21 protein-coding genes are annotated in these 23389 nt (G+C 54.7%); 10 read left to right on the top strand and 11 right to left on the bottom strand.

Features of this window, described 5'->3' with window-relative positions; translation table 11 throughout:
• Positions 1-129: 129 nt before the first annotated feature.
• Positions 130-2229: a peptidase domain-containing ABC transporter gene (locus ACT3RR_RS07355; RefSeq protein WP_496200019.1), complete on the bottom strand. Its 2100-nt coding sequence runs from the start codon at positions 2227-2229 to the stop codon at positions 130-132.
• Complete coding sequence (locus ACT3RR_RS07350) at positions 2216-3502, bottom strand: HlyD family secretion protein (protein ID WP_396130467.1); 1287 nt, start codon at positions 3500-3502, stop codon at positions 2216-2218. The genes ACT3RR_RS07355 and ACT3RR_RS07350 overlap by 14 nt, the downstream gene beginning before the upstream one ends.
• Positions 3503-4077: 575 nt before the next feature.
• Here ACT3RR_RS07350 and ACT3RR_RS07345 point away from each other — a divergent pair.
• Positions 4078-4269, top strand: a complete 192-nt coding sequence (locus tag ACT3RR_RS07345) for a chemotaxis protein (protein WP_496200018.1) — start codon at positions 4078-4080, stop codon at positions 4267-4269.
• A 124-nt stretch (positions 4270-4393) separates the two neighbouring features.
• Here the strand turns inward: ACT3RR_RS07345 and ACT3RR_RS07340 are convergent, their stop codons facing one another.
• The 6 genes from ACT3RR_RS07340 to pspA form a co-directional block, all read right to left on the bottom strand.
• Complete coding sequence (locus tag ACT3RR_RS07340) at positions 4394-5461, bottom strand: TIGR01620 family protein (protein ID WP_353502380.1); 1068 nt, start codon at positions 5459-5461, stop codon at positions 4394-4396.
• Entirely contained in the window at positions 5458-6855 is a 1398-nt protein-coding gene (locus ACT3RR_RS07335) for a YcjX family GTP-binding protein (protein WP_486030481.1), read from the bottom strand. Before ACT3RR_RS07335 ends, ACT3RR_RS07340 begins: the two co-directional genes overlap by 4 nt.
• Positions 6830-7078 carry a phage shock protein PspD gene (locus ACT3RR_RS07330; protein ID WP_496200017.1) on the bottom strand — a complete coding sequence of 83 codons (249 nt, stop codon included), beginning with the start codon at positions 7076-7078 and terminating at the stop codon, positions 6830-6832. Before ACT3RR_RS07330 ends, ACT3RR_RS07335 begins: the two co-directional genes overlap by 26 nt.
• A gap of 69 nt (positions 7079-7147) precedes the next feature.
• A complete protein-coding gene (gene pspC / locus ACT3RR_RS07325; RefSeq protein ID WP_396130463.1) occupies positions 7148-7507 on the bottom strand; it encodes an envelope stress response membrane protein PspC in 360 nt (119 codons plus the stop codon).
• A complete protein-coding gene (gene pspB, locus ACT3RR_RS07320; protein ID WP_034791064.1) occupies positions 7507-7734 on the bottom strand; it encodes an envelope stress response membrane protein PspB in 228 nt (75 codons plus the stop codon). The genes pspC and pspB overlap by 1 nt, the downstream gene beginning before the upstream one ends.
• Positions 7735-7821: 87 nt before the next feature.
• The gene (gene pspA / locus ACT3RR_RS07315) at positions 7822-8493 is read right to left on the bottom strand and encodes a phage shock protein PspA (RefSeq protein ID WP_034791066.1); all 672 of its coding nucleotides are present in this window, start codon (positions 8491-8493) and stop codon (positions 7822-7824) included.
• A gap of 286 nt (positions 8494-8779) precedes the next feature.
• On the opposite strand from pspA, the gene pspF reads away from it, so the two are divergent.
• Positions 8780-9790, top strand: coding sequence for a phage shock protein operon transcriptional activator (gene pspF, locus ACT3RR_RS07310; protein ID WP_486030478.1), 1011 nt, complete (start codon positions 8780-8782; stop codon positions 9788-9790).
• Between the two features lie 232 nt (positions 9791-10022).
• On the opposite strand, the gene zigA is transcribed toward pspF, so the two are convergent.
• Positions 10023-11210 (bottom strand): zinc metallochaperone GTPase ZigA, encoded by a 1188-nt coding sequence (zigA, locus tag ACT3RR_RS07305; protein WP_496200016.1) that lies wholly within the window; start codon positions 11208-11210, stop codon positions 10023-10025.
• A gap of 227 nt (positions 11211-11437) precedes the next feature.
• Here zigA and sapA point away from each other — a divergent pair, with 227 nt between their 5' ends.
• The 7 genes from sapA to dtpA all read left to right on the top strand — a co-directional run bounded on the left by sapA (position 11438) and on the right by dtpA (position 20309).
• A complete protein-coding gene (sapA, locus tag ACT3RR_RS07300; RefSeq protein ID WP_353502386.1) occupies positions 11438-13108 on the top strand; it encodes an ABC transporter substrate-binding protein SapA in 1671 nt (556 codons plus the stop codon).
• Positions 13105-14070 (top strand): putrescine export ABC transporter permease SapB, encoded by a 966-nt coding sequence (gene sapB / locus ACT3RR_RS07295; protein WP_353502387.1) that lies wholly within the window; start codon positions 13105-13107, stop codon positions 14068-14070. Before sapA ends, sapB begins: the two co-directional genes overlap by 4 nt.
• On the top strand, positions 14057-14947 hold the full coding sequence (gene sapC, locus ACT3RR_RS07290) for a putrescine export ABC transporter permease SapC (RefSeq protein ID WP_353502388.1): 891 nt from the start codon (positions 14057-14059) through the stop codon (positions 14945-14947). The genes sapB and sapC overlap by 14 nt, the downstream gene beginning before the upstream one ends.
• Positions 14947-15939, top strand: a complete 993-nt coding sequence (gene sapD / locus ACT3RR_RS07285; RefSeq protein ID WP_396130459.1) for a putrescine export ABC transporter ATP-binding protein SapD — start codon at positions 14947-14949, stop codon at positions 15937-15939. Before sapC ends, sapD begins: the two co-directional genes overlap by 1 nt.
• On the top strand, positions 15939-16754 hold the full coding sequence (gene sapF / locus ACT3RR_RS07280; RefSeq protein ID WP_034791080.1) for a putrescine export ABC transporter ATP-binding protein SapF: 816 nt from the start codon (positions 15939-15941) through the stop codon (positions 16752-16754). The genes sapD and sapF overlap by 1 nt, the downstream gene beginning before the upstream one ends.
• A gap of 243 nt (positions 16755-16997) precedes the next feature.
• The gene (locus ACT3RR_RS07275; protein ID WP_396130458.1) at positions 16998-18209 is read left to right on the top strand and encodes a CMD domain-containing protein; all 1212 of its coding nucleotides are present in this window, start codon (positions 16998-17000) and stop codon (positions 18207-18209) included.
• Positions 18210-18791: 582 nt separating this feature from the next.
• Positions 18792-20309, top strand: coding sequence for a dipeptide/tripeptide permease DtpA (dtpA, locus tag ACT3RR_RS07270; protein WP_353502391.1), 1518 nt, complete (start codon positions 18792-18794; stop codon positions 20307-20309).
• Positions 20310-20377: 68 nt separating this feature from the next.
• Here dtpA and ACT3RR_RS07265 read toward each other — a convergent pair whose 3' ends face one another.
• Positions 20378-21364: an alpha/beta hydrolase gene (locus tag ACT3RR_RS07265; protein ID WP_496200015.1), complete on the bottom strand. Its 987-nt coding sequence runs from the start codon at positions 21362-21364 to the stop codon at positions 20378-20380.
• Positions 21365-21381: 17 nt separating this feature from the next.
• Positions 21382-22284 (bottom strand): MBL fold metallo-hydrolase, encoded by a 903-nt coding sequence (locus ACT3RR_RS07260; protein WP_496200014.1) that lies wholly within the window; start codon positions 22282-22284, stop codon positions 21382-21384.
• A gap of 74 nt (positions 22285-22358) precedes the next feature.
• Between ACT3RR_RS07260 and ACT3RR_RS07255 the strand changes: the two genes are divergently transcribed.
• Positions 22359-23306 carry a LysR substrate-binding domain-containing protein gene (locus ACT3RR_RS07255; RefSeq protein WP_353502394.1) on the top strand — a complete coding sequence of 316 codons (948 nt, stop codon included), beginning with the start codon at positions 22359-22361 and terminating at the stop codon, positions 23304-23306.
• Positions 23307-23389: the final 83 nt, after the last annotated feature.

The raw sequence follows: 23389 nt of genomic DNA, 5'->3' as shown, positions 1-23389 counted from the left end.
TCCTTTTCAAAATACAAAAAATAAAATCCAAATAACTATCAGTTGTTAGCTCTATTTTCTGATTACATACCAATCACCTCTCAAAACAAGCCTTCCCCCCAATCCCGAAGAGAAGACCTGATTCAATCCCTACCCGAGCTTAATTACCCGATCTGCCGTTTCTATGGTGGATGGCCGATGGGCGATGAAGATCCTGGTGATCTCCAGTTCGCTGATGGCCTGATTAATCTTGGATTCATTATCCAGATCCAAATGGCTGGTCGCTTCATCAAGGAACAGAATCGCCGGGCGACGGTAGAGCGCGCGGGCAATCAATAACCGCTGTTTCTGGCCGCCAGACAAGCTGTTGCCCAGTTCGCTGATCAGCGTTTCATAGCCCATCGGCATCTTTTCAATATCATCATGAATGTTGCAACGGCGAGCACAATCCACAATGCGCGCCTCATCCTTCTGCTCATCAAAGCTGGCAATGTTCTCGCCAATTGAACCGGCAAACAGCGTGTCGTCCTGCAACACACAGGCAATACAGCTGCGGTAATTGTTCAAACCGGCGGTAGTAATATCCATGCCGTTAATTAACACGCGGCCCTGCGTAGGCGACAGCAGCCCGGTCATTATCTTCATCAGCGTGGTTTTACCCTGCCCCGACGGCCCGACAATCGCCACGCTCTCTCCCGCCGCCACGGACAGGTTCAGGCCGTTGATTAATGGCGCGGACAGGCTGTCATACTGGAACACCAGGTCGCGCACGTCGAGGGACGCCGCCTCGCCGCCGCGCAGCAGTTCGCGCTCGGGCAGGCTCTTCTCGGTGTCGGTCAGCGCGATATCGGCGATACGATCGCGGTGCAGCGAAAGCATCCTCAGCTGTAAAACCATATTGAGCAGGTTGGCCGCGCGTTCGGAGAACTGCCCGCGATAGGTGTTGAAGGCGACAAACATCCCTAATGTCATATGGCCGTCAATCACCTGACTCGCCCCCAGCCACAGCAACGCCACCTGATCGAGAGTGGCAATCAGCGTATTACCGCCGGCAAACATCATCTCAAACTTAGTCTTGCGCACCGTGGCATTGGCGTTATCAATGTTCATATTGAGCCAGAAGTTGGCGCGCGTCTTCGACAGCCCCAGCGCCTTCAGCGTACTGATGCCATACAGGGTTTCCATAAAGTGGGAACCGGCACGGGCGCTTTTGACAATTTGCTCCTCGGACACCTGTCGATAGGCGTTATAGGTGGAGAGCCTGAAGATGACGTAAATCGCGGTGAAGCCAAGAATGACCCAAATCAGCCAGCCGCCGTACAGCACCATCATCACAATCAGGCCGATGGACATGATGCCGTCGATAATACTGTTGACCACGTTGGTGGTCAGCGTGGTGCGCAGCGTGTCGAGAGAGGTAAAGCGCGACTGAATATCGCCCAGTTTTCGCTTCTCGAAATAGTCCAGCGGCAGCTTGAGCAGGTGGTCAAACAGCCGCGCTTTCCACTGCACGTCAATCAGCGTACTCATCACCAAAGAGGTCCAGGCACGCAGCATGCTCACGCCGGTGCGGAAGATGATGAAGAACAGCAGCCCGAGGCAAATCAGGGTCAGCAGGTCGGGGTCTTTGGCGGGGATCACGTGGTCCATGACCAACTGCATGCCGACCGGCAGTAGCAGGTTGACCGACTCAATCATCAGCGATAGGCAGAAAATCTTGGTCAGCGCGGGGATTAAGCCACTGACGTTGCCCATCATTTTGCGCAGATTCAGGCGAACGCGCGGCTTTTCCGAGGTAAAGCCGCTGTCCGGCCACAGCTCCAGCGCCACGCCGGTGAAATGTTCAGACACCTCGCGGATACCCAGCGAGCGCTGACCAAAGGCCGGGTCGTGAATAATCACTTTGCCCTGCTTCGCCGCCACCAGCACCACGAAATGGTTAAGATCCCAGTGCAGAATGCAGGGGGTTTTCAGCGCGTTCAGCTCATCAATGTCGAGCTTAAGGGCGCGAGACTTCAGCTCCACCGAGGTGGCAATATCCATGAGGGTGCGCAGGGTCGCGCCACGAGACGAAATACCAAAACGCTGGCGCAGACTCTGCAAATCAACATGCTTGCCGTGATAACCGCAGACCATCGCCAGACAGGCCAAGCCGCACTCGGCGGCCTCGGTTTGGATGATTTGCGGGACTTTATGCCGGAAGCCGAAATGCAGACTGTTTGCCAGTTCGCGCACGTTATCGAGATTCATTGATCGGCCCCACCACACTTTTCTTCATGCTGTAATACGGAGATAGCATCCACTGATAGAGCGGGCGTTTTTCGAGGAACATCGTAGACTCCGCTTTCATGCCACTGGATAAATTGAGCGTTTCGCCATGCCAGTTGAGCTGGCTTTTATCTAAGGAAACAATCACTTTGTAATAAGGCCCGCTGACCGTGCCATTAGGGTTCTTCGGCGCGCTAGAGTAAGAGTTCAGCTCCTGCTCGGACACCGGCGCGGAGGAAACGGACTCCACTCTTCCGGGGAACTGGCCATATTTTTCAAACGGATAGGCTTCGTAGCGAATATTGATCTCCTCCCCCGGCTTGACGTAAGGCACGCTTTCATTCGGCAACCATGCCACCAGGAAGAAAGGTGAATTCTTGGCCGGAACCAGCTGCGCCAGACTGTCACCGGCATTGACCATCTGCCCCGGCGTCACGCTGAGTGAGGAGATCTTGCCGTCGGTCGGCGCGGTGATCAGCAGCGAGCCTTTAGCATCGGCCTCGGCCAGCTGGCGGTCTAAGTCATTGCGCTGCACGCCGTACTGCGAAATCTGGTTGTCGAAATCGGCGGCGCGGGTCACCAGCTCGCTGCGCAAGTTGGTTATCTGCAATGACTCTTGGATGGATTGCGTATTAAGGCTTTGGAAAGAGGTTTGCTGTTGATAGAACAGATAGCGCTGGTTATTCAGCTGATCGGTATTAATTAATCCCTTGCGCTGATACGCGCCATAGTTCTGCATGCTTTTTTTCATCGCATCCAGCCCTTGCTGCGCCGACGCTACCATGTCCTGCGACACCTTGTGCGCCTTCTCATACTGCTCGAGCTGCTGCTGCAAATTGTCCAGCGTAGTGCGCTTGTTGTTTTGCAACTGATTGATGATGGTGTCTATCTGGTCACGCTGTTTATTAATCGCCGACAGCGTGGTGGTGCTGACATTACCTGCCTGGGTCACCCGGCTGACGTCAATCTGATACAGCGGCTGGCCCTTTTTGACCGTTTTGCCGGTTTCCACCATCAGATTAGTGATCACACCCTGCTCCGGACTGAATAAATTAATGCTATGAGGCTGGGTGATCACTTCGCCACTCACATTAATTCGGCGAGTGTAATTGGAGAAAATCAAGAAACTGAGCAGCGCGATAAGAAAGAGAGCAGTCAGCGAGGTGACCACCCAAACCGGCCACCCCGCTAACAGAAGTGCCTTACCGGCCCAGTGGTTCTGTTGATGTTCATTTACTTCTTTGCGAAAGAGCATCTAGCTTAACCCTCAATGAACATGATGTTGAAACCTCTGGATAATGTTCATTGAAAGATAGTCAGGGGTGGGTTAAGTGGCAACTGTGATTCCTCTGAAATAGATGAATTTATTGATAAAGTTTACCTCTGCTTTATTTATCACCAATTTAAAAATATCGGCTCTACTATTCAATTACGCTGCGTGAATATTTCCTTTGCTGATTACCTACTAAGTAATAGCAAAATAGTTATATAAATTCAGGCTTTTAAATAAACAAAAACTAAACGTACTGATCAGCGGGAAATAGACATTTTCGCAATGCTCTCATTAGCTTATTTAATAATCGCCAAGAATGATGAATGACGGATAAATATAAATATCAAAAAAAATAAAATTTTAATTCACTTAAAATCAATAAATTACATAGATATTACATTTATGGAGATTATTCCTAATCCCCTCAGCCGCTGAGTGTCCTAGGCTTAAGTCACATGAAGACATGAGTACGAAACAAATATCTTTCTTACTCCTGTATTCATCGGATCTCAGGACGTCGGGATCTCAGTTTTCACAAACTAAGAGGATGACCCAAGATGAAACAGTTAACAGAACGTGACATTGAAATGGTTAATGGTGCTGGTTGGTCGGAAGATGTAAATAAATTTGCTGACCGCCTGTCAAACTTTGGTCAAAAAGCGGTAGATGATACCAGTAATGCGGTGGATAAGGCTTATGGCCAAATTTCAGACGCGCTGGGTAAAGCTAACGACTATCTGACCACCTAGTCTTGGCAGTAAAGAGTATCTAACCTAATAGCTCACAACCTGAGTTTATGATTGGGTTCATACAGGCGCTCACCTCGGTGAGCGCCTTCTTTTTGCCGCATCTTTTTTACCGAAAACCAATTAGCTACACCCCAACATTGCGCTTATCGGTTTTCACCATGCTAGCCTTCAGCTTGCCGATTAACTCACTGCGGAAATCACCCAGCTTCGGCTTATCCCCTTCCAGCCAAGGCAGCGGGCGGCAAAGCTCCATGGTTTTGATACCTAAACGGGCCGTCAGCAGCCCGGCACCAATACCCTGCGCGGCGCGGGCCGAGAGGCGAGCCGCCAAGTCCTGCGACATCCAGTCCATACCCACTTCGCGCACCAGTTCAGACGCCCCGGCAAAAGCGATATTCAACAGCACCAGTCGGAACAGGCGCAGGCGGCTGAAATAGCCCAACTCAATGCCATACAGCACGGCGATGCGATTCACCAAACGCAAATTGCGCCAGGCGATAAAGGCCATATCCACCAGCGCCAGCGGGCTGACGGCGATCATCAGCGCCGACTCGGCAGCCGAGTTGCTGATTTCGCGCCGCGCCTGAGCGTCTAATACCGGCTGGACCAGCCGGGCATAAAGCTCAACCACTTCGCGATCATTCTGGGTTTCGTGCAGAGAAGCCTGCCAACGCTGCAAGGCCGGATGGCTTTTATCCAGCCCGGCCTGCCCGGCCAACTTCTCACAGAAAGCGCGCCCCTGCCCTAACCCATGACTGTGCAGCAAATCGCGAGCAACGTCGCGCTCGTCGGCACGCTGGCGCAGGCGATACAAACGCCGCCATTCGGTGAGCAGTGAACCGACGCCCGCCACCACGATTAGCCCGCCCGCGGTGCAAGCCCCCAGCGCGACCCAATCCTGCTGGATCCACGCGGTATGCACCCACTGCACGCCCTGAGCTATCACGCTGACGCCAAACACGGCGGCGCCAAGACGCACCATTTTGCCCCACAGGCTGCGACGCGGCTTCAGCGCGCGGTTAATCACCGCCTCGGCTTCGCCCTCTTGCTGCTCAATCTCGGCTTCGCTGGAAACCGGCAGAAAGCGCTCGGCCTGAACGCCGTCAAAGGCCTGACCGGCGCGCAACACGGGCTGTTCCGGCTCCTTGATGCTCTGTTCGAAATCAATACGCGGTTTGATAGGTTCGCTCATCGCATTTTATCTCCCAGTAAAAACTCCATCACGGCGTCCAGCCGAATGTGCGGCAAAGGCGCGTCCACGCTGGTTTCGCGCGGGCGGAATTCATCAAAATGGAATCCCTGCTGCTGCCAAAATGCCGCGCCCGGCAGTCTGGCAGGCACTTCTCCGGGGAACACGGTGAGCGGCGCGCCGTCTTGCAGACGATGCCCCTTCAAGGCAGGCACTGACTGGCCCTGATATTCCACAATCCCGGTTTCGGTGGCCTGCACCGAGGCCAAGCCCGCGCAGTCCATGCTGATGCCTTCAAAGGCGGCGTTCTGCCACGCCTCCTGCACCAGCTGCTGGAGCAGCGACACCAGATTGGCATGCTGATCGCCCGTAATATGGTCAGCCTTGGTGGCGGCAAACATCAGCTTGTCGATGCAAGGATTGAACAGCCGGCGGAACAGCGTGCGCTTGCCATAGTGGAAACTCTGCATCAGCTGCGTCAGCGCCAGTCGCATGTCGTTAAACGCCTGCGGCCCGCTGTTTAAGGGCTGGAGGCAGTCCACCAGCACAATTTGGCGGTCGAAACGGACAAAATGGTCTTTATAGAAGCCCTTCACCACCGACTGGCAGTAATAGTCAAACCGCGCACGCAGCATGCCTAAATTACTGTTCTTGTCGGCCTGCGCCAGCTGGGCGTCGCTGTACTTTTGCATCTCAGGCCACGGGAAGAATTGCAGCGCCGGTGCGCCGGCCAAGTCACCCGGCAGGACAAAACGCCCCGGCTGAATGAAGTGCAAACCTTCCTGTTTGCAGCGATGCAGGTAGTCGGTATAGGCCTGAGCGATGGCCGCCAACTGGTTTTCGTCGGCCGGGGCCAGTGGGTCACACTGCTGACAGAGTTCCAACCAAGGCTTGGCCCATTCGGCGCGATCCCCTTGCAGCAGGCCCGCCATCTGCCGCGACCAGTCGAGATAGTTCTGCTCCAGCATTGGCAAATCCAGCAGCCATTCGCCGGGGTAATCGACAATTTCTAAATAGAGCGTGGAAGTATCTTTGAAGTGGCGCAGCAGCGACTCATTGGAGCGATAGCGCAGGGCCAGACGGATTTCACTGACGCCGCGCGTCGGTGTCGGCCAGTTCGGCGGCGTACCGTGCAGCTGGGCAATGCCTTCATCGTAAGTAAAGCGAGAGATACCGAGATCGCGCTGAGGCACACGCTTGACGCCAAGCAGGCGCTCTTCGCGGGCGGCGGAGAAAAGGGGTAAACGTGCGCCGCTGTGTAGGTGCAGCAGCTGATTGACGAAGGCGGTAATAAAGGCGGTTTTGCCGCTGCGGCTAAGACCGGTCACCGCGAGGCGCAGGTGCCGGTCCATACCGCGATTGACCAGTGAATTAAACTCGTTTTGTAGTCTTTTCATTGCTCTCCGTGGCGTAGCGCCCAAATAACGAGGTCAATATTCTTTTGAACAGGGGCTCTAATAATAGTGCTAAAACATAACGCAGTGGACCTTTTCCTACCACGCCCAGGACGCGAGCGGCCATACCAGCAGGCACAAAAGTCAGTGCAACCATAACGGCGAATCTGAACACTTTCTTCAGCAGGCTGCGATTACCCGGCAGCGAGGAAGTCAGAGTACGCATAAATAAACTCCTTAGCGGGTGGAGGAAAGGGTCCGAAGCCGCACAAAGCCGCTTCGGCAAATAGGGATGTTATAACTGGCGGAAACGGCTTCGAACGCCGAAGGTTTCCGAGGTCACGTAACGCTCAACCTGGCGCAAACGCTGCTCGCTGGCTTTCAATTCGCGGTCTGCTTCATCCAGCAAATTTCTCGGTGATGGCTGATTTTCATCATCAAACTCATGGGCCGGAGCCGGTTCAAGCACAAAGCACAGCACGATGTAGGCCACGACGGTAAACATAAACAGGCCGAAGAAAATAGACAGCACGGCCATCACGCGCAGTAACATCACCGGCACGCCAAGATAGTGGGCAAGCCCGGCCAGCACGCCTTTAAACACGCCCTCTTCCGGCACGCGGTACAACTTTCGTTCTGAAAGACTCTTCGCCATTATGACTGCCTCCAGCTTGGGTGCTCGGCATCCAGAATCTCTTCTAGCGCCTGAATACGTTCGCGCATGCGGCGCGCGTCTTGTGTTAACTGAGCGAGGTTTTGCTTCTCATGCTGGGTTAACTGATTGCCACTTTGCGATCGGTTGCTGTAGTGCAGCCACAACCAGATAGGTGCGACAAACAGCACAAAGATGGTCAGTGGAATGGCTAAAAACAGGAAGCTCATTGCATCTCCTTATGAGTCTTATTACTGCCGGGAACGACATTTATCCTGCAACAACCTGCCTGCGAACAGGCAGGTTTCTCAAGCGAATTACGCGTCCTGATTGCCTTGCATCTTAGCTTTCAATGCCGCGATTTGCGCACTGATTTCATCGTCAGCTTTCAACTCAGCAAACTGCTGGTCCAGTGACTTCTTTTTGCCGATGCTAACGCTTTCAGCTTCAGCTTCCATGTGGTCGATACGGCGTTCGAACTGCTCGAAACGCGCCATGGCTTCGTCAATTTTACCACTGTCTAGCTGGCGGCGAACGTCGCGTGAAGAAGACGCAGCCTGATGGCGCAAGGTCAGCGCCTGCTGGCGAGCGCGGGTTTCGGTCAGTTTATTTTCCAACTCACCAATTTCCGACTTCATGCGATCCAGCGTTTCTTCAACCACCGTCACTTCATTTTTCAGCGTGGCGACCAGATCAGCCAGCTTTTGCTTTTCAATCAGCGCGGCGCGAGCCAAATCGTCTTTATCTTTACGCAGAGCCAGCTCGGCTTTGTCCTGCCATTCGGCCTGTTGGGCTTCGCCTTGCTCGATACGGCGGTTGAGCTGTTTCTTTTCCGCTAAGGCGCGAGCCGAGGTAGAACGCACTTCCACCAGCGTATCTTCCATTTCCTGAATCATCAGGCGCACCAGCTTCTGTGGATCTTCAGCTTTGTCCAACAGGTTATTGATGTTGGCATTTACGATGTCAGCGAAACGAGAAAAAATACCCATAGTCAAAATTCCTCTTTGTTTCTGTTGGCCTCCGGCAACTCCGGGCAACAAGTCTTAAAACGTCCGGCTACATGTTACCGGTGAATACTGCCAGCCATTCAAAACGACTGCGTGTAATACCTATATCAAATCCCGTGCCAACTTTTTTATTTCAATATCCATATGATTTATATCTATTTTTATTTTTAGATCGATTTGTGGTTATTTGACGTATGATTAAATTAACTAAAAATTAGTTTTTTTCACCACCCATTTTAGCCGCTAAATCACCGTACATGGAGAAATAATGACCGAGACCACCGACAACCTATTGGGCGAAGCCAATGCGTTTATCGAAGTATTGGAGCAAGTTTCTCAATTGGCGAAGTTAAATAAACCTGTGCTGGTCACCGGCGAGCGCGGCAGCGGCAAGGAGCTGATCGCCCACCGCCTGCATTATCTGTCTCCGCGCTGGCAGGGACCTTTTATCTCTTTGAACTGCGCCGCGCTGAATGAAAACCTGCTCGACTCCGAGCTGTTTGGTCACGAGGCGGGGGCCTTTACCGGCGCGCAAAAGCGCCATCTTGGGCGATTCGAGCGCGCCGACGGCGGCACCCTGTTTCTTGATGAGTTAGCCACCGCCCCGATGCTGGTGCAGGAAAAGCTGTTGCGAGTGATTGAGTATGGGCACTTGGAACGCGTCGGCGGCAGCCAGCCGCTACAGGTGGATGTGCGCCTGGTGTGCGCCACCAATGACGATCTGCCCGCCTTAGCCGCCGAAGGTAAATTCCGCGCCGACCTGCTCGACAGGCTGGCTTTCGACGTGGTTCAGCTGCCGCCGCTGCGCGAGCGCCAGCAGGACATCATGCTATTGGCCGAACACTTCGCCATCCAGATGTGCCGCGAGCTGTCACTGCCGCTGTTCCCCGGCTTCACCCCTCACGCGGAACACACCCTGCTAACCTATCGCTGGCCGGGCAACGTGCGTGAGCTGAAAAACGTGGTGGAACGTTCCATGTATCGCCACGGCAGCAGCGACGTCCCCCTCGACAACATTATTCTTAATCCCTTTGCTCGCCATAACGCGGCCTCAGAGGAGCCTGCACCTGAGACTCCGCCCGCCAGCGCTTTACCTACCCTGCCGGTGAATTTGAAGCAGTGGGTCAACACGCAGGAGAAGCAGTTAATTGAGCAAGCCTTGCAGCAGGCGCGTTTTAATCAGCGCAAAGCCGCCGATTTGCTGGATGTGACTTATCACCAACTGCGCGGAATGCTGAAGAAACATGATATTCAGGTGAAGGGCGAGGAGAACGGCTAAAAAGAGGCAAAAAAAAAGCCAGCACCCGAGCTGGCTAAGTAATACTGGAAGCAATGTGAGCAATGTCGTACCGATTAAGAGAGGCCCAAGCAGGTCTCCCTCAAGCGATGAAAGGATGATAATGGTTATCAGTATCGTCTGTAAAGTGGTTTGTTGAGAATTTTTCTCATTACCACACTAACCATGCAACTACTTGTTTCTTTTGAACTAATAGCCCTAATGTCCCTGTGGATCACCACTCAGGGAAGGGATCGGCCATTTCTAGCCATCTATCAATACCTTCCGCCATTTGCTCGACGCTCAACAGGCAGTCGTCGAGCCTGCGCACGATCTCTTCTTTATTAAGGTTCTGGCCGATAAACACAATTTCTTGGCGCATATCGCCGAAAGGCTCTTGCCACTTTTCCATAATATGGGAGCGGGTTTCTTCGTCTTGCGGCCAGTCGCGTTCGGGCAAAGCTTTCCAGAAGGTCCCGGCCAGACCATAGCGCGCGATGCCCCCGGCCTGACTCCAGTTCCCCGCGTGGCGCGGGCGAGTGGCAAGCCAGAAGAAGCCTTTGGAGCGCAATAAGGTGCCGCCGCCCCAGTCGCCGTGCACCACGCGATAGAACTTATCGGGGTCAAACGGGCGGCGCGCGGTGTAGACAAAGCTGCTGATGCCGTACTCTTCGGTTTCCGGCTGGTGCTCGCCGCGCAGCTCTTTTAGCCAGCCCGGCGCTTGTTGCGCCTTGGCAAAATCAAAACGATGGGTGTTGAGCACGCGATCCAGCGGCAAGGTGCCCGGCGCAATCGGAATGATGTCAGCTTCTGGATTTAGACTTTGCAGCAGCGCAATCACTTCGCGCTGCTGGAAGCTGTCGAGCAGGTCGGTTTTGCTCACCAGCAGCACGTCGCAGAATTCGATTTGATCGATAAGCAGGTCGGTCACGCTGCGCTCATCATCTTCGCCGAGACTCTCCCCGGCCTCCTGCACGCTACGCGCCTCTTGATACTGCTGCATGAAGTTGACGCCATCAACCACCGTCACCATCGTGTCGAGACGGGCAAATTTCGACAGGCTGTTGCCCTCTTCGTCTTCAAAGGTGAAGGTTTCAGCTACCGGCAATGGCTCAGAAATGCCGCTCGACTCAATCAACAGATAATCAAAGCGCCCGGTTTGCGCCATCTCGCGCACGGAAATCAGCAAATCTTCGCGCAGCGTGCAGCAGATGCAGCCATTGCTCATCTCCACCAGCTTCTCCTGCTGGCGGTCGAGGGTGATTTCATTGGAGACCAGCGCGGCATCAATGTTGACTTCACTCATATCATTCACGATAACCGCCACGCGCAGCCCCTGACGATTATTCAGAATATGGTTAAGCACGGTGGTTTTACCTGCGCCAAGAAAACCTGACAGCACGGTAACGGGTAATAACGCCATAAAGACCTCAGTAGAAATGAAGCAGGCCGAAACGACTCAGCCTACCTCACGATGAATTGTTATATTATAACATTACAATTGACGCATAATTTCAAGGTCTTTATTTCACGCAGTTGCATCAAATTGCGTGAAGTCTCGACAGATCAACCGGAGTTTTGCGCAATGGATTGGGGAGGCTGGCAGAGTACGGTACACTTAAGGCATTGCTACTTAACATTGAAGCCCTTATGCGTCGTCTAACATTGTGGATGCTATTACTGGGTGGTTTCGCGAATGCGGCTGTTTCAGCCACACCGCCCGAACAGCCACCCGTCACCAGCCCGCGCCCCGTGGTGCAAAACGCCGATATCCGCCAGAGCGGTTTCGTCTATTGCGTGAACGGCATGGTGAATACCTTTAACCCGCAGAAAGCCAGCAGCGGCCTGATCATTGATACCCTTGCGGCGCAGCTGTATGACCGGCTGTTAGACGTTGACCCTTATACCTACCGGCTGATTCCCGAGTTGGCACAGAGCTGGGAAGTGCTGGATGACGGCGCAACCTATCGCTTCCACCTGCGCAAAGACGTGCCTTTCCAGACCACGGCGTGGTTCACCCCGACGCGTAAAATGAATGCGGATGACGTGGTGTTCAGCACTCAGCGCATTATCGATCCGCAGAATCACTATCACAGTGTCAACGGCGACGATTACCCATACTTCGACAGTCTGCAATTCGCCCATGCGGTGAAAAGCGTCAAAAAGCTGGATGATTACACCGTTGAATTTCGCCTGAACAAGCCGGATGCCTCTTTCCTGTGGCATTTAGCCACCCACTACGCGCCGATTTTGTCCGCCGAATACGCCGATGATTTGCAGAAAAAAGGCAATGAAGAGCAGATTGACCGTCAGCCAGTCGGCACCGGTCCCTTCCAGCTAGGGGAATACCGCACCGGCCAATATGTGCGTCTGGCGCGCAATGGCCAATACTGGAAAGGCGTGCCGCGCATGGCGCAGGTGGTGATTGATATGGGCGTCGGCGGCACCGGGCGCCTGTCCAAATTGCTCACCGGCGAGTGCGACGTGCTGGCCTATCCGGCGGCCAGCCAGCTCTCTATTTTGCGCGATGACCCGCGCCTGCGGCTGACCCTTCGTCCCGGCATGAACGTGGCTTATCTGGCTTTCAATACCAATAAAGCTCCGCTCAACGATCCGCGCATTCGTCAGGCCATCGCGCTATCGATTAACAACCAGCGTTTGATGCAGTCGATTTACTACGGCACGGCAGAGACGGCGGCGTCGATTCTGCCCCGCGCCTCTTGGGCTTATGACAGCAATGCCACGGTGACGGAGTACAATCCCGACAAGGCCCGGAAAATCCTTAAAGATCTTGGTCAGGACAAACTCACTCTGCGCCTGTGGGTGCCGACCGTCTCCCAGTCCTACAACCCTAGCCCGCTGAAAACCGCCGAGCTGATTCAGGCGGATTTAGCGCAGGTGGGGATCAAAGTGATTATCGTGCCGGTCGAGGGGCGTTTTCAGGAAGCGCGCCTGATGGAGATGAACCACGACCTGACCCTGGCGGGCTGGGCAACGGACAGTAATGACCCGGACAGCTTCTTCCGCCCGATGCTCAGCTGCGCGGCAATTCGTTCGCAGACCAACTATGCTCATTGGTGTGATCCCGACTTCGATCAGCTGTTGCGCCAAGGGCTGCTGTCTCAACAGCTTTCCCAGCGCATCGAGTATTATCAGCAAGCTCAGCACATCCTTGAAGAGCAGCTGCCGGTGCTGCCGCTGGCCTCTTCTCTGCGCCTTCAGGCCTACCGCTACGACATAAAAGGGCTGGTGCTGAGTCCCTTTGGTAACTCCTCATTTGCTGGGGTATTCCGCGATATCGAAACCAAGGAAGCGCCATGATTATCTTCATTTTACGGCGTTTACTGCTGCTGATAATCACCCTGTTCCTGCTGAGCATGGTGGCCTTTAGCTTGAGCTATTTTACGCCGAATGCCCCACTGCGTGGCGCATCGCTATGGGATGCCTACCACTTCTATTTCACTGGCCTGTTCCAGTTTGACTTCGGGGTGTCGAGCATCAACGGTGAGAACATCAGCACTCAGCTCAAGGCGGTATTCCCGGCGACCATGGAGCTGTGCGTTCTGGCCTTCACGCTGGCTTTACTCGTGGGCATTCCACTGGGGATCACGGCGGGCGTGATGCGCGGGAAATGGCCGGACGTGGCGATCAGTACACTGGCCCTGCTTGGCTTCTCCATTCCGGTGTTCTGGCTGGCCCTGCTGCTAATGCTGTTCTTCTCGCTCCAGCTCGGCTGGCTGCCCGTATCCGGGCGGCTGGATTTGCTCTATCAATTGAAGACGGTGACCGGCCTGACGCTGGTTGACGCCTGGCTCTCCGACTCGCCTTATCGCCATGAGATGATAGTCAGCGCCATTCGCCATATGATCCTGCCTATCGCCGCGCTGGCGGTGGCGCCGACCACCGAAGTGATTCGCCTGATGCGTATCAGTACCGACGACGTGCTGACCCAAAACTATGTCAAAGCCGCCGCCACTCGCGGGCTGTCGCGCTTCACTATTATTCGCCGCCACGTGCTGCACAACGCCCTGCCGCCGATTATCCCTAAACTTGGCTTGCAGTTCTCCAGCATGCTGACGCTGGCGATGATCACCGAAATGGTCTTTAACTGGCCGGGAGTTGGCCGCTGGATGATTAACGCCATTCGCCAGCAGGATTACGCCGCCATTTCCGCCGGGGTGATGATTGTCGGTAGCCTGGTGATTGTGGTCAACGTCCTGTCTGACATCCTTGGCGCATTAACCAACCCATTGAAACATAAGGAATGGTATGCCCTTCGATAACGTATACCGTGAAAAACAGATGCCAAGCCCGTTCCGCCAAATGTGGGGGATCTTCTATCGCGACACTTTGTCGATGATTGGCTTCTATGGCGTGTTAGGTTTGCTGTTCCTATGTGTTTTTGGCCACCTGCTGGCGCCTTATGCTCTGGACCAACAGTTCTTAGGCTCACAGCTGTTGCCGCCATCCTGGTCGCGAAACGGCAATGTGGCCTTCTTCCTCGGCACTGACGATCTGGGCCGCGATTTGCTGAGCCGTATTCTGACCGGCGCAGCGCCGACCTTTGGTGGCGCGGTGCTGGTGACCCTGGCGGCGGCATTCTTTGGCGTCATTATCGGCGTGCTGGCTGGCATCACCCGCGGGCTGAAATCGGCAATTCTCAACCATATTCTCGACACCTTGCTGTCTATCCCGTCGCTGCTGCTGGCGATTATCGTGGTGGCCTTTATCGGCCCGAAACTTGAACACGCCATGCTTGCGGTTTGGCTGGCGCTGTTGCCACGCATTGCCCGGACTATCTATAGCGCGGTGCACGACGAGTTGGAAAAAGAGTATGTCATCGCGGTGCGTCTGGACGGCGCGTCGACCTGGCAAATTCTACGCTACGCGGTGCTGCCGAACATCGTGGCGGTGCTCGTCACCGAGTTTACCCGCGCCCTGTCCATGGCCGTGCTGGACATCGCCGCGCTGGGCTTCCTTGATTTAGGCGCGCAGCTGCCGTCGCCGGAATGGGGAGCCATGCTCGGGGATTCGCTGGAGTTGGTCTATGTCGCCCCATGGTCGGTGATGCTGCCCGGCGCGGCGATTTTGATCAGCGTGTTGCTGATAAACCTGCTAGGTGACGGTATGCGTCGGGCAATTAATGCGGGAGTGGAATAATGCCGTTACTCGATATCCGCAATCTGACCATTGAATTTATGACCTCCGACGGCCCGGTGAAGGCCGTTGATCGGGTCAGCATGACGCTCAGCGCGGGTGAGATTCGCGGGCTGGTGGGTGAGTCTGGTTCAGGCAAAAGTTTGATTGCTAAAGCCATCTGTGGTGTCACCAAAGATAACTGGCGCGTCACCGCCGACCGTATGCGTTTTGACGACATTGACCTGTTGCACCTGTCGCCGCGCGAACGCCGCCGCCTGATTGGTCAGAACATTTCGATGATTTTCCAAGAGCCGCAGTCCTGTCTCGATCCGTCCGAAAGCATCGGCAAACAGCTGATGCAGGCGATCCCCGGCTGGACCTACAAAGGCCGCTGGTATCAGCGTTTCGGTTGGCGCAAGCGCCGCGCCATTGAGCTGCTGCACCGCGTGGGCATTAAAGATCACAAAGACATCATGGCCAGCTTCCCTTATGAGCTGACCGAGGGCGAGTGTCAGAAAGTGATGATTGGCATTGCGCTGGCCAACCAACCACGGCTGCTGATCGCCGATGAACCGACCAATGCCATGGAGCCAACCACCCAGGCGCAGATTTTCCGCCTGCTTTCGCGGCTCAATCAGAACAATAACACCACCATTTTGCTTATCAGCCATGACCTGCAAATGATGAGCAAATGGGCCAACCGGGTTAACGTGCTCTACTGCGGGCAGACGGTGGAGAGTGCCGTTTGCGAAGACCTACTGGTGGCGCCGCATCACCCTTACACCCAAGCCTTAATCCGTGCCATGCCGGACTTTGGCCGCTCGCTGCCGCATAAAAGCCGCCTGAACACCCTGCCCGGCGCCATTCCCTCGCTGGAGCATCTGCCAGTGGGTTGCCGTCTGGGGCCGCGTTGCCCTTATGCACAAAAGAAATGTATTGAGACACCGCGTCTGCGAGTGGTTAAAACTCACGCCTTCGCCTGCCACTTCCCGCTCAACATGGAGGAGCAATGATGGTTGAGACCCTGCTTGAAGTACGCAACCTGAGCAAAACCTTTCGCTACCGCACCGGCCTGTTCCGTAAGATGGACCTTGATGCCGTGAAGCCGGTGAGTTTCACCCTGCGCGAGCGGCAGACGCTGGCGATCATTGGCGAAAACGGCTCGGGCAAGTCAACGCTGGCGAAAATGCTCTCGGGAATGATTGAACCGACGGGCGGCGAGATCCTGATTGACGATCAGCCGCTGAACTACGGCGATTACCGTTTCCGCAGCCAGCAAATCCGCATGATTTTTCAAGACCCGAGCACCTCGCTCAACCCGCGCCAGCGCATCGGACAACTGCTGGAAGCCCCGCTGCGCCTCAACGGCGAGCTGGACGGCCCGCAGCGCGAGCAGCGCATCAATCAGACTCTGCGCTTAGTCGGCATGCTACCGGACCACGCCTACTACTATCCACACATGCTGGCCTCCGGGCAGAAACAGCGTGTCGCGCTGGCCCGCGCGCTTATCTTGCAGCCAAAGGTGATTATCGCCGATGAGGCGCTGGCCTCGCTGGACATGTCCATGCGTTCGCAAATCATCAACATGATGCTTGAGTTGCAGGAGAAGCAGGGTATCTCCTACATCTACGTGACCCAGCATCTGGGCATGATGAAGCACATCAGCGATCAGGTGATTGTGATGCACGGCGGTGAAGTGGTGGAGCGCGGCAACACCGCCGAAGTGCTGGCCGCCCCGCTGCACGACCTGACCAAAAGGCTGATTTCCAGCCACTTCGGTGAAGCATTAAGCGCTGATGCATGGCGACGTGATGGTGGAAAAAGCTAAATTAAATTTCATTGCCAGTGAAATTAAGTAAAAATTTGGACTAAAAAAGAACCGGCGGTAGGTTTTTACTGGCCGGTTTTTTTATTCTCTGCCAGCAGAGAACCCCGCCTTATGGCTTTCTGTCGCGATTCCTTAGCTTTCTATTCTTTTTAGCTATTATTTATCGCTTAACATTATTTTATATGGCAACGCGTATCAGCAAGGATAGGGTCTGAAATTTTGCCTCATGCAAAGGACCCGATCATGGAACAACAGCGCCGAGCCGTTCATAACGGCTGGTATCACGAAACACAATCCAGTCAGCATGGTCATTTGCCGCATGACCCGCACGCTGCTCTTGTGCAAGATCGTTTTCTTCTTGGGCTAGATGCCCAACTCGACCCATCACTGCGTCGCCTTTTTGCCGAACATTCTGGCCTGCTGGAAGCTTCTCGCGCGGCTTATGACGCGCTTTTTCCGGAAAAAGTCGTTTTATCGCGCACTGAAACGCTGTCACTTTATGACCGTTTAAGCAGTGCGCTCACCGTCGCTCAGGTCACGGGGGTACAGCCACTTTGTAGCCATTACGCTGCCCGCCTCGCCCCGCTATCCAGCCCTGATGCCTCCCGTGAAAGTAATATCCGCCAAACCCACATTACCCAGTTCGCTCGCCTCTTGGCGACGCATCCGACGCTTATCACCCCGCCGATGCTGGCCCAGCTCACCGAGGTTGGCCTGAGCACCAAGGACATCGTCACCTTTACCCAATTGATTGGCTTTGTCAGTTATCAGGCGCGGGTATTAGCTGTGCTGGGCGCCCTGCGCGGGCGCGTGGCCGCCGTGCTTCCCGGGTTCCCGGCACCGGAGAGTGGCGCGCAAAACGGCTTCTCTTTGACTTTGCGCCAGTGGCAATCTCGCCTGCCGGAGGTGGATTTAGAAAAAGCTAACAAGTATCAGTTGGACGTGCTGGACCTGATCGCCCCTGACGCGCGCTCGTCGTCCTTCTACCGGCTTTTAGTGCAGGATGCCCCCTGTCTTAGTGAGTTTTCGGCCGTGTTCAATCACGTTATGCACGCGCGGGAGCAACATAAGGCCACGTGGCGCGAACTGGCGGCGGTCACCACTTCGCGCCTGAATGGCTGTTTATATTGCGCCAGCATCCATGGTCGTTTCTATCTTGAAGCGGGGGGTGAGAAAGGGCTTATTGAGTCGCTATTTGGCGCGGACAGCGATGTCGCCAAGACCGGGCTTTTAGCTCTAAAAGCGCCGTCGGATGCCGCGCCGGAGCAAGTCTTGTTGCATACCACGGCGGCGTTAACGCGCACGCCAGAACGCTTTAATGTCGAAGCTCTACAGGCCCTGTCCGATGCTGGCTACAGTGCGGCGCACTCTCTGGATATTCTGCTGACCAGCGCCCTTTTCGCCTGGTCAAACCGACTGATTCAGACGCTGGGTGACACCACAGAGCAGCTTTAAGACTCCGTTTCATCCCCTCGCTATTTTTAAAGCTACCGGCAGAGTTTTAACCTGCAGGTAGCTTTTTTGTTACAGCCTTTTCCCTTCATAACCGCTATAAGTCGTATTAATCTTATTTCCTAGCGAAAATTTAGTGTTAAAAAGTGAAGTAGATCACACTACAATCGCCGCCGCCTTTGTAAATCCCCACCCCGCACAATCCCATAAATACAATAAACTGGCTATAAAACCCTATGCGGCGTTTATGCTTGGTTTATTCATTAAAAATCAAATACATTCACCATAAGAATTAATAAACCCCATACATTAGGTGGTGAAATTCTTAGTTTGTTATTTGAACGATATAATCATTTGATTCATGACAAAAACATAATTTTTAATTCTGCATAACATTTCGAACACAGTTTCATCAGCACGGGTCGGTTATATGTAACAGAACATGTCAAACTCCTTGCCTCGTTTACGAAGATAGGGAACATTACCCGCCGTCATCCCATCTTATAACAATGCAAAGGGTGCTTATTTCGCGCCACTTATGTGTCTCCTGTCGTTCAGGGCAGGGAGTGATAAACCGAGGTTCTAGTGTCAACAGCAAACAAAAACACATCCAAAGAAGAAAGCGTCAGTTTGAACGCTTTTAAACAGCCTAAGGCGTTCTACCTGATCTTCTCTATCGAGTTGTGGGAGCGTTTTGGTTACTACGGCCTGCAAGGGATCATGGCCGTCTATCTGGTCAAAATGCTTGGCCTAAGCGAAGCGGACTCCATTACCCTCTTCTCTTCCTTCAGTGCGCTGGTCTACGGTTTCGTGGCTATCGGTGGCTGGTTAGGAGATAAAGTTCTCGGCTCGAAACGTGTGATTGTTCTCGGTGCTATCGTGCTGGCGCTAGGCTACTCATTCGTTGCCTACTCTGGGCACGACATCTTCTGGGTCTATCTGGGTATGGCGACTATCGCCGTTGGTAGCGGTCTGTTTAAAGCAAACCCATCCTCATTGCTTTCAACCTGCTACGAAAAAGATGACCCGCGTCTTGATGGCGCATTCACCATGTATTACATGTCGGTGAACATCGGCTCCTTCTTCTCTATGCTGGCGACCCCTTGGTTGGCAGCGACTTACGGCTGGAGCGTCGCCTTCTCCCTGAGCGTGGTCGGTATGTTGATCACCCTGCTGAACTTCATGTTCTGCCGCAAATGGGTTAAGCGTCAGGGTTCTAAACCTGACTTCCAACCGCTGCAATTCAAAAAATTGTTGATGGTGTTGGTTGGCGTGGCCGCGCTGGTGTTTATCTCTAGCTGGTTGCTACATAACCAAATGATTGCCCGTCTGGTGCTGGCAGTGGTGTCCGTGGGTATCATTATTGTCTTTGCTAAAGAGACTTTTGGTATGCAGGGCATTGCGCGCCGCAAAATGATTGTGGCCTTCATTCTGATGTTAGAAGCCATTGTGTTCTTCGTGCTCTATAGCCAGATGCCGACCTCTCTGAACTTCTTCGCTATTCACAACGTAAATCATGACCTGCTGGGCATCAACTTCCAGCCAGAGCAGTTCCAGGCGCTGAACCCGTTCTGGATCATGGTGGCAAGCCCGATTCTGGCGGCGATTTACACCAAAGTTGGCGACAAAATGCCAATGCCGCACAAGTTTGCGATTGGTATGGTGCTCTGTTCCTGTGCATTCTTAGTGCTGCCTTGGGGCGCGACCATGGCCAACGATCAAGGCATCGTCTCTGTTAACTGGCTGGTGATGAGCTACGCGCTGCAAAGTATTGGCGAATTGATGATTTCTGGTCTGGGTCTGGCAATGGTGGCACAGCTGGTTCCACAGCGCCTGATGGGCTTCATCATGGGTGCCTGGTTCCTGACCACGGCAGCGGCGGCGATCATTGCCGGTTATGTTGCAGGTCTGACTGCCGTTCCGGCGACTGACATCACAGACAGCCACGCTTCACTGGCGATTTACAGCCACGTGTTTATGCAAATCGGTATTGCGACCGGCGTGATTGCCCTGCTGATGCTGCTGACGGCTTCTAAACTGCATCGCATGACGCTGGATCGCGAAGATGATAACAAAGAGCACGAGTTAGAGGCTGCACGCTAAGCGACGTACTCTTTATGCAGATGGTTGACGAACGCCTCCCCAGGGAGGCGTTTTTTATTGCCTGCGCCTCAGCTCACATAGAAATCCGCCACCGCGCGGAACACCTGCCAGCGGTTTTTCTCCATCAGCATCATGTGCGTCGCCTCGCCGATTTCCACCCAGCGCCTTTCCGGCGACGAGGTAAAAGAGGTGAAGTAAGGCGTCATCAGCCGCAGCGGCACGTCGGCATCCCACTCGCCGTGAACCAGCAGCACAGGCCGGGTGATATCCTGCGGGCGATAAAAGGGTCGGTTCGCTCCCCAGTAGTCACGCACATCCTGAATCGTGCCGTTAACCGCGCGCAGCGTCGGCGGTTGGGTCTGCTGGCTTTGCGGATCTTCAGCCAGCGAGGCCGCTGCCCAGGCCTCAAACCAGCCTTCTGGGATCAGGTCATGGCGATGCGCCTCGGGCGCGGCGTTAACCCAGCGCGGCCTGCTCTCGCCCACCGCCACTCGCCGATAGGCTCCCAGCTGCCCGCCTTCGTCCAGCCGCGAGCCCCCTTCGTTCACCCACTGTGGTGCCAGCACCACCAACCGATTCACCTTGTCATTATTCTGGCTGGTGTAGGCCGCCGCCACGCTGCCGCCCCACGACATGCCAAACACCTGTACTCGCTCCAAGCCCAGCTTTCTGCGCACCCAGTCCACCGCGCTGGCTAAGTCGCGCACGCCGGTTTCAGTCCCAAACAGCGGCGGGTTGTCGAGCGGCGGCGCGTCCATTTCCGCCGGGCGGGTAGAATGGCCGTAGCCGCGCACGTCGACGGCGTAGACATTCAGACCGCGCAGCGCCAGCGCATCCATAAAGGAGACGCCGTCCAGCCTGACGTCATACAAACTGCCGGAGGAGTAAGTCGCGCCGTGTACCATCACTAGGGTGTTGTCGGCGGTAAAGGCGTTTGGCGACGGCAGATATTTGTGGCGCAGGTGCAGGCTAATCCCCGGCGTGTCGCTATCAATCATCAGGGATTCGCTGTGGATCTCATCCACCCGCGCCTGACTGTCTTGTTGTGATTTCATCTTGTTGTTCTCAGTGATTAGGCTTGAAGAAAAGTCCATTGGAAATCATTCCCCCGCTGGGTGACGCGGCCCGCCGAGCTGTCGGCGAAGTGGGTTGAAAACCACGTCACCTGATTTTCAGCCGCGTGGTGCAGCGCCCACAGGCGCGAGGCCCGCGCTGGCCCATCGAAACCGCAGTACATTGAATTCAGCTCCGGATAGTAAACCTGTAGCGGATGGTGCAGCAGGTCACCGGCGAAGAAGGCCTCTTTCCCCTGTGACAGGATGCTGACCGACATATGGTCAATGCTGTGGCCCGGCGTGGGCGTATAGCGAATGCCCGCCAGCACTTCCCCGCCGCCTGGGGGCACCAACTGGAACTGCCCGGCGTCGATAATCGGCTGCACGCTGTCGGCAAACACCTGCCGATTATCCACGACCGCCGGGCTATCACTTTCGGCATCGCCATAGAAATCAGCTTCGGTCTGCGAGAAGAAATAGGTGGCGTTGGGGAATGTCGGCTGCCACTTGCCGTCCACCAGACGGGTGTTCCAGCCCACGTGGTCAACGTGCAGGTGGGTCAACAGCACGTAATCGACGGACTCCGGCGTCACCCCCGCGCGCTCCAGCTGGGCGAGAAAGTCGGTCTGGAGATGGTGAAAAATGGGTTTGTTCCCGCGCTCTTTATCATTGCCCGACGCCGTATCCACCAGCAGAGTAAAGTTTGGCGACTGCACCAGCCATGCGTGGGTGCTCTGGATAAGCTTTCCCGTGGAGAAATCGAAGTTTTGCGGGCTGAGCCATTCCCGGTGCTGTTCTAGCGCCTCGGGCTGCCAGTCACCGTTAAATAATACTTCAGGAGCCGAGCCGGTCAGGGTTAACTCATCAAGGCGGGTTATCTTTAAATCGCCGACGTGGAACACAGAGTTTGAACGTTTCATTGCATACCTTCACTTGTGGAGTCAGTAAAAGCATCGTATAAACAGTAGAACCATTACTCAAATCGATACCAAGCATGAAGACTATCGACCATTTCAATTTACGCAATTTTGACCTGAATCTGCTGATTGCTTTCGACGCGATGATGGAAGAACTCAACGTCACCCGCGCCGCCGCCCGACTGAAGATCCAACAGCCGGCCATGAGCCACGCCCTGAAAACCCTGCGCATGCTGTTTGATGACGAGCTGTTTGTGCGCGTCGGGCAAGTGATGAAGCCGACCTCGCGGGCGATAAGCCTCGCCAGCCGGGTGCGTTCGGTGCTGCAAAAGGCAGAAGATGCTCTGTCATTCAGCGAGCAATTCTCGCCACTCACCGAGCAGCGCACCTTCCGGCTAGGCTTCTCCAGCGAGCTGGAAGTGCACCTGCTGCCGGAGCTGATGGCGCATTTGCGCAAGGTGGCACCCGGCGTGCGGGTCATCGCCAGCTATGTCGGGCGGCAGACCCTGCACGGGCTGCTGGAGCGCGGGGAGATCGATTTGGCGCTGGGCTGCTTTGGCGAACAGGCCCAGTGGCATCGTAGTGAAGAGTTGTTCGCCGAACAGCTGGCCTGCTGCTTCAATCCAGAGCTGATGCCCTTCGGAACGCCTTTGTCGCAGCATGACTACCTCAGCCAGCCTCACGCGCTGATGTCTTTTTCGGGTAACCTGATGGGCTGCGTCGAGAATGCGTTTAACCGCGCGGGAGCCACGCTGAATGCGGTATTTTCGGCACAGAACTTTTTGGCGCTGCTCTCTTTTGCTCAGCATTCGCCAGTGTTGGTGACTCTGCCCAATCGCATCGCGCGCCGCTACTGCGCCATGTTCGGGCTGGTCTATTGTGAAGTGCCGCTTCAGCTTGAAGTCTTCCCAAATTCGATTGTCTGGCCGGTGAATGCCGAGAACGATCCGGCGCTAGAGTGGTTAAGAGAGCAAATAAGGGCCGTTAATCAACGAATTGAATCCGCTGACGTCATGTTACATTAATGCGATAATGAGACGTTTCTATCTGCGCTCGTCCCAGCAATAATTAGCCAAAGTCAGTTGCAATGTCATGTCGGATGCAGCGT

Source organism: Ewingella sp. AOP8-B2-18 (assembly GCF_052376015.1).
Taxonomy (GTDB): Bacteria; Pseudomonadota; Gammaproteobacteria; order Enterobacterales; family Enterobacteriaceae; genus Ewingella; species Ewingella allii.
The sequence above is the reverse complement of the archived record's forward strand: the minus strand, read 5'-3'. Positions and strand labels throughout refer to the sequence as shown.

Bases quoted from the DNA above. Each gene is read 5' to 3' on its own strand.
- pspB (WP_034791064.1), bottom strand. From the start codon at position 7,734: ATGAGCTTCCTGTTTTTAGCCATTCCACTGACCATCTTTGTGCTGTTT.
- ACT3RR_RS07255 (WP_353502394.1), top strand. From the start codon at position 22,359: ATGAAGACTATCGACCATTTCAATTTACGCAATTTTGACCTGAATCTG.
- ACT3RR_RS07350 (WP_396130467.1), bottom strand. From the start codon at position 3,502: ATGCTCTTTCGCAAAGAAGTAAATGAACATCAACAGAACCACTGGGCC.
- sapF (WP_034791080.1), top strand. From the start codon at position 15,939: ATGGTTGAGACCCTGCTTGAAGTACGCAACCTGAGCAAAACCTTTCGC.
- zigA (WP_496200016.1), bottom strand. From the start codon at position 11,210: ATGGCGTTATTACCCGTTACCGTGCTGTCAGGTTTTCTTGGCGCAGGT.
- ACT3RR_RS07355 (WP_496200019.1), bottom strand. From the start codon at position 2,229: ATGAATCTCGATAACGTGCGCGAACTGGCAAACAGTCTGCATTTCGGC.
- sapA (WP_353502386.1), top strand. From the start codon at position 11,438: ATGCGTCGTCTAACATTGTGGATGCTATTACTGGGTGGTTTCGCGAAT.
- ACT3RR_RS07345 (WP_496200018.1), top strand. From the start codon at position 4,078: ATGAAACAGTTAACAGAACGTGACATTGAAATGGTTAATGGTGCTGGT.
- pspC (WP_396130463.1), bottom strand. From the start codon at position 7,507: ATGGCGAAGAGTCTTTCAGAACGAAAGTTGTACCGCGTGCCGGAAGAG.
- ACT3RR_RS07330 (WP_496200017.1), bottom strand. From the start codon at position 7,078: ATGCGTACTCTGACTTCCTCGCTGCCGGGTAATCGCAGCCTGCTGAAG.
- ACT3RR_RS07275 (WP_396130458.1), top strand. From the start codon at position 16,998: ATGGAACAACAGCGCCGAGCCGTTCATAACGGCTGGTATCACGAAACA.
- ACT3RR_RS07340 (WP_353502380.1), bottom strand. From the start codon at position 5,461: ATGAGCGAACCTATCAAACCGCGTATTGATTTCGAACAGAGCATCAAG.
- sapC (WP_353502388.1), top strand. From the start codon at position 14,057: ATGCCCTTCGATAACGTATACCGTGAAAAACAGATGCCAAGCCCGTTC.
- sapD (WP_396130459.1), top strand. From the start codon at position 14,947: ATGCCGTTACTCGATATCCGCAATCTGACCATTGAATTTATGACCTCC.
- pspF (WP_486030478.1), top strand. From the start codon at position 8,780: ATGACCGAGACCACCGACAACCTATTGGGCGAAGCCAATGCGTTTATC.
- ACT3RR_RS07260 (WP_496200014.1), bottom strand. From the start codon at position 22,284: ATGAAACGTTCAAACTCTGTGTTCCACGTCGGCGATTTAAAGATAACC.
- sapB (WP_353502387.1), top strand. From the start codon at position 13,105: ATGATTATCTTCATTTTACGGCGTTTACTGCTGCTGATAATCACCCTG.
- pspA (WP_034791066.1), bottom strand. From the start codon at position 8,493: ATGGGTATTTTTTCTCGTTTCGCTGACATCGTAAATGCCAACATCAAT.
- ACT3RR_RS07335 (WP_486030481.1), bottom strand. From the start codon at position 6,855: ATGAAAAGACTACAAAACGAGTTTAATTCACTGGTCAATCGCGGTATG.
- ACT3RR_RS07265 (WP_496200015.1), bottom strand. From the start codon at position 21,364: ATGAAATCACAACAAGACAGTCAGGCGCGGGTGGATGAGATCCACAGC.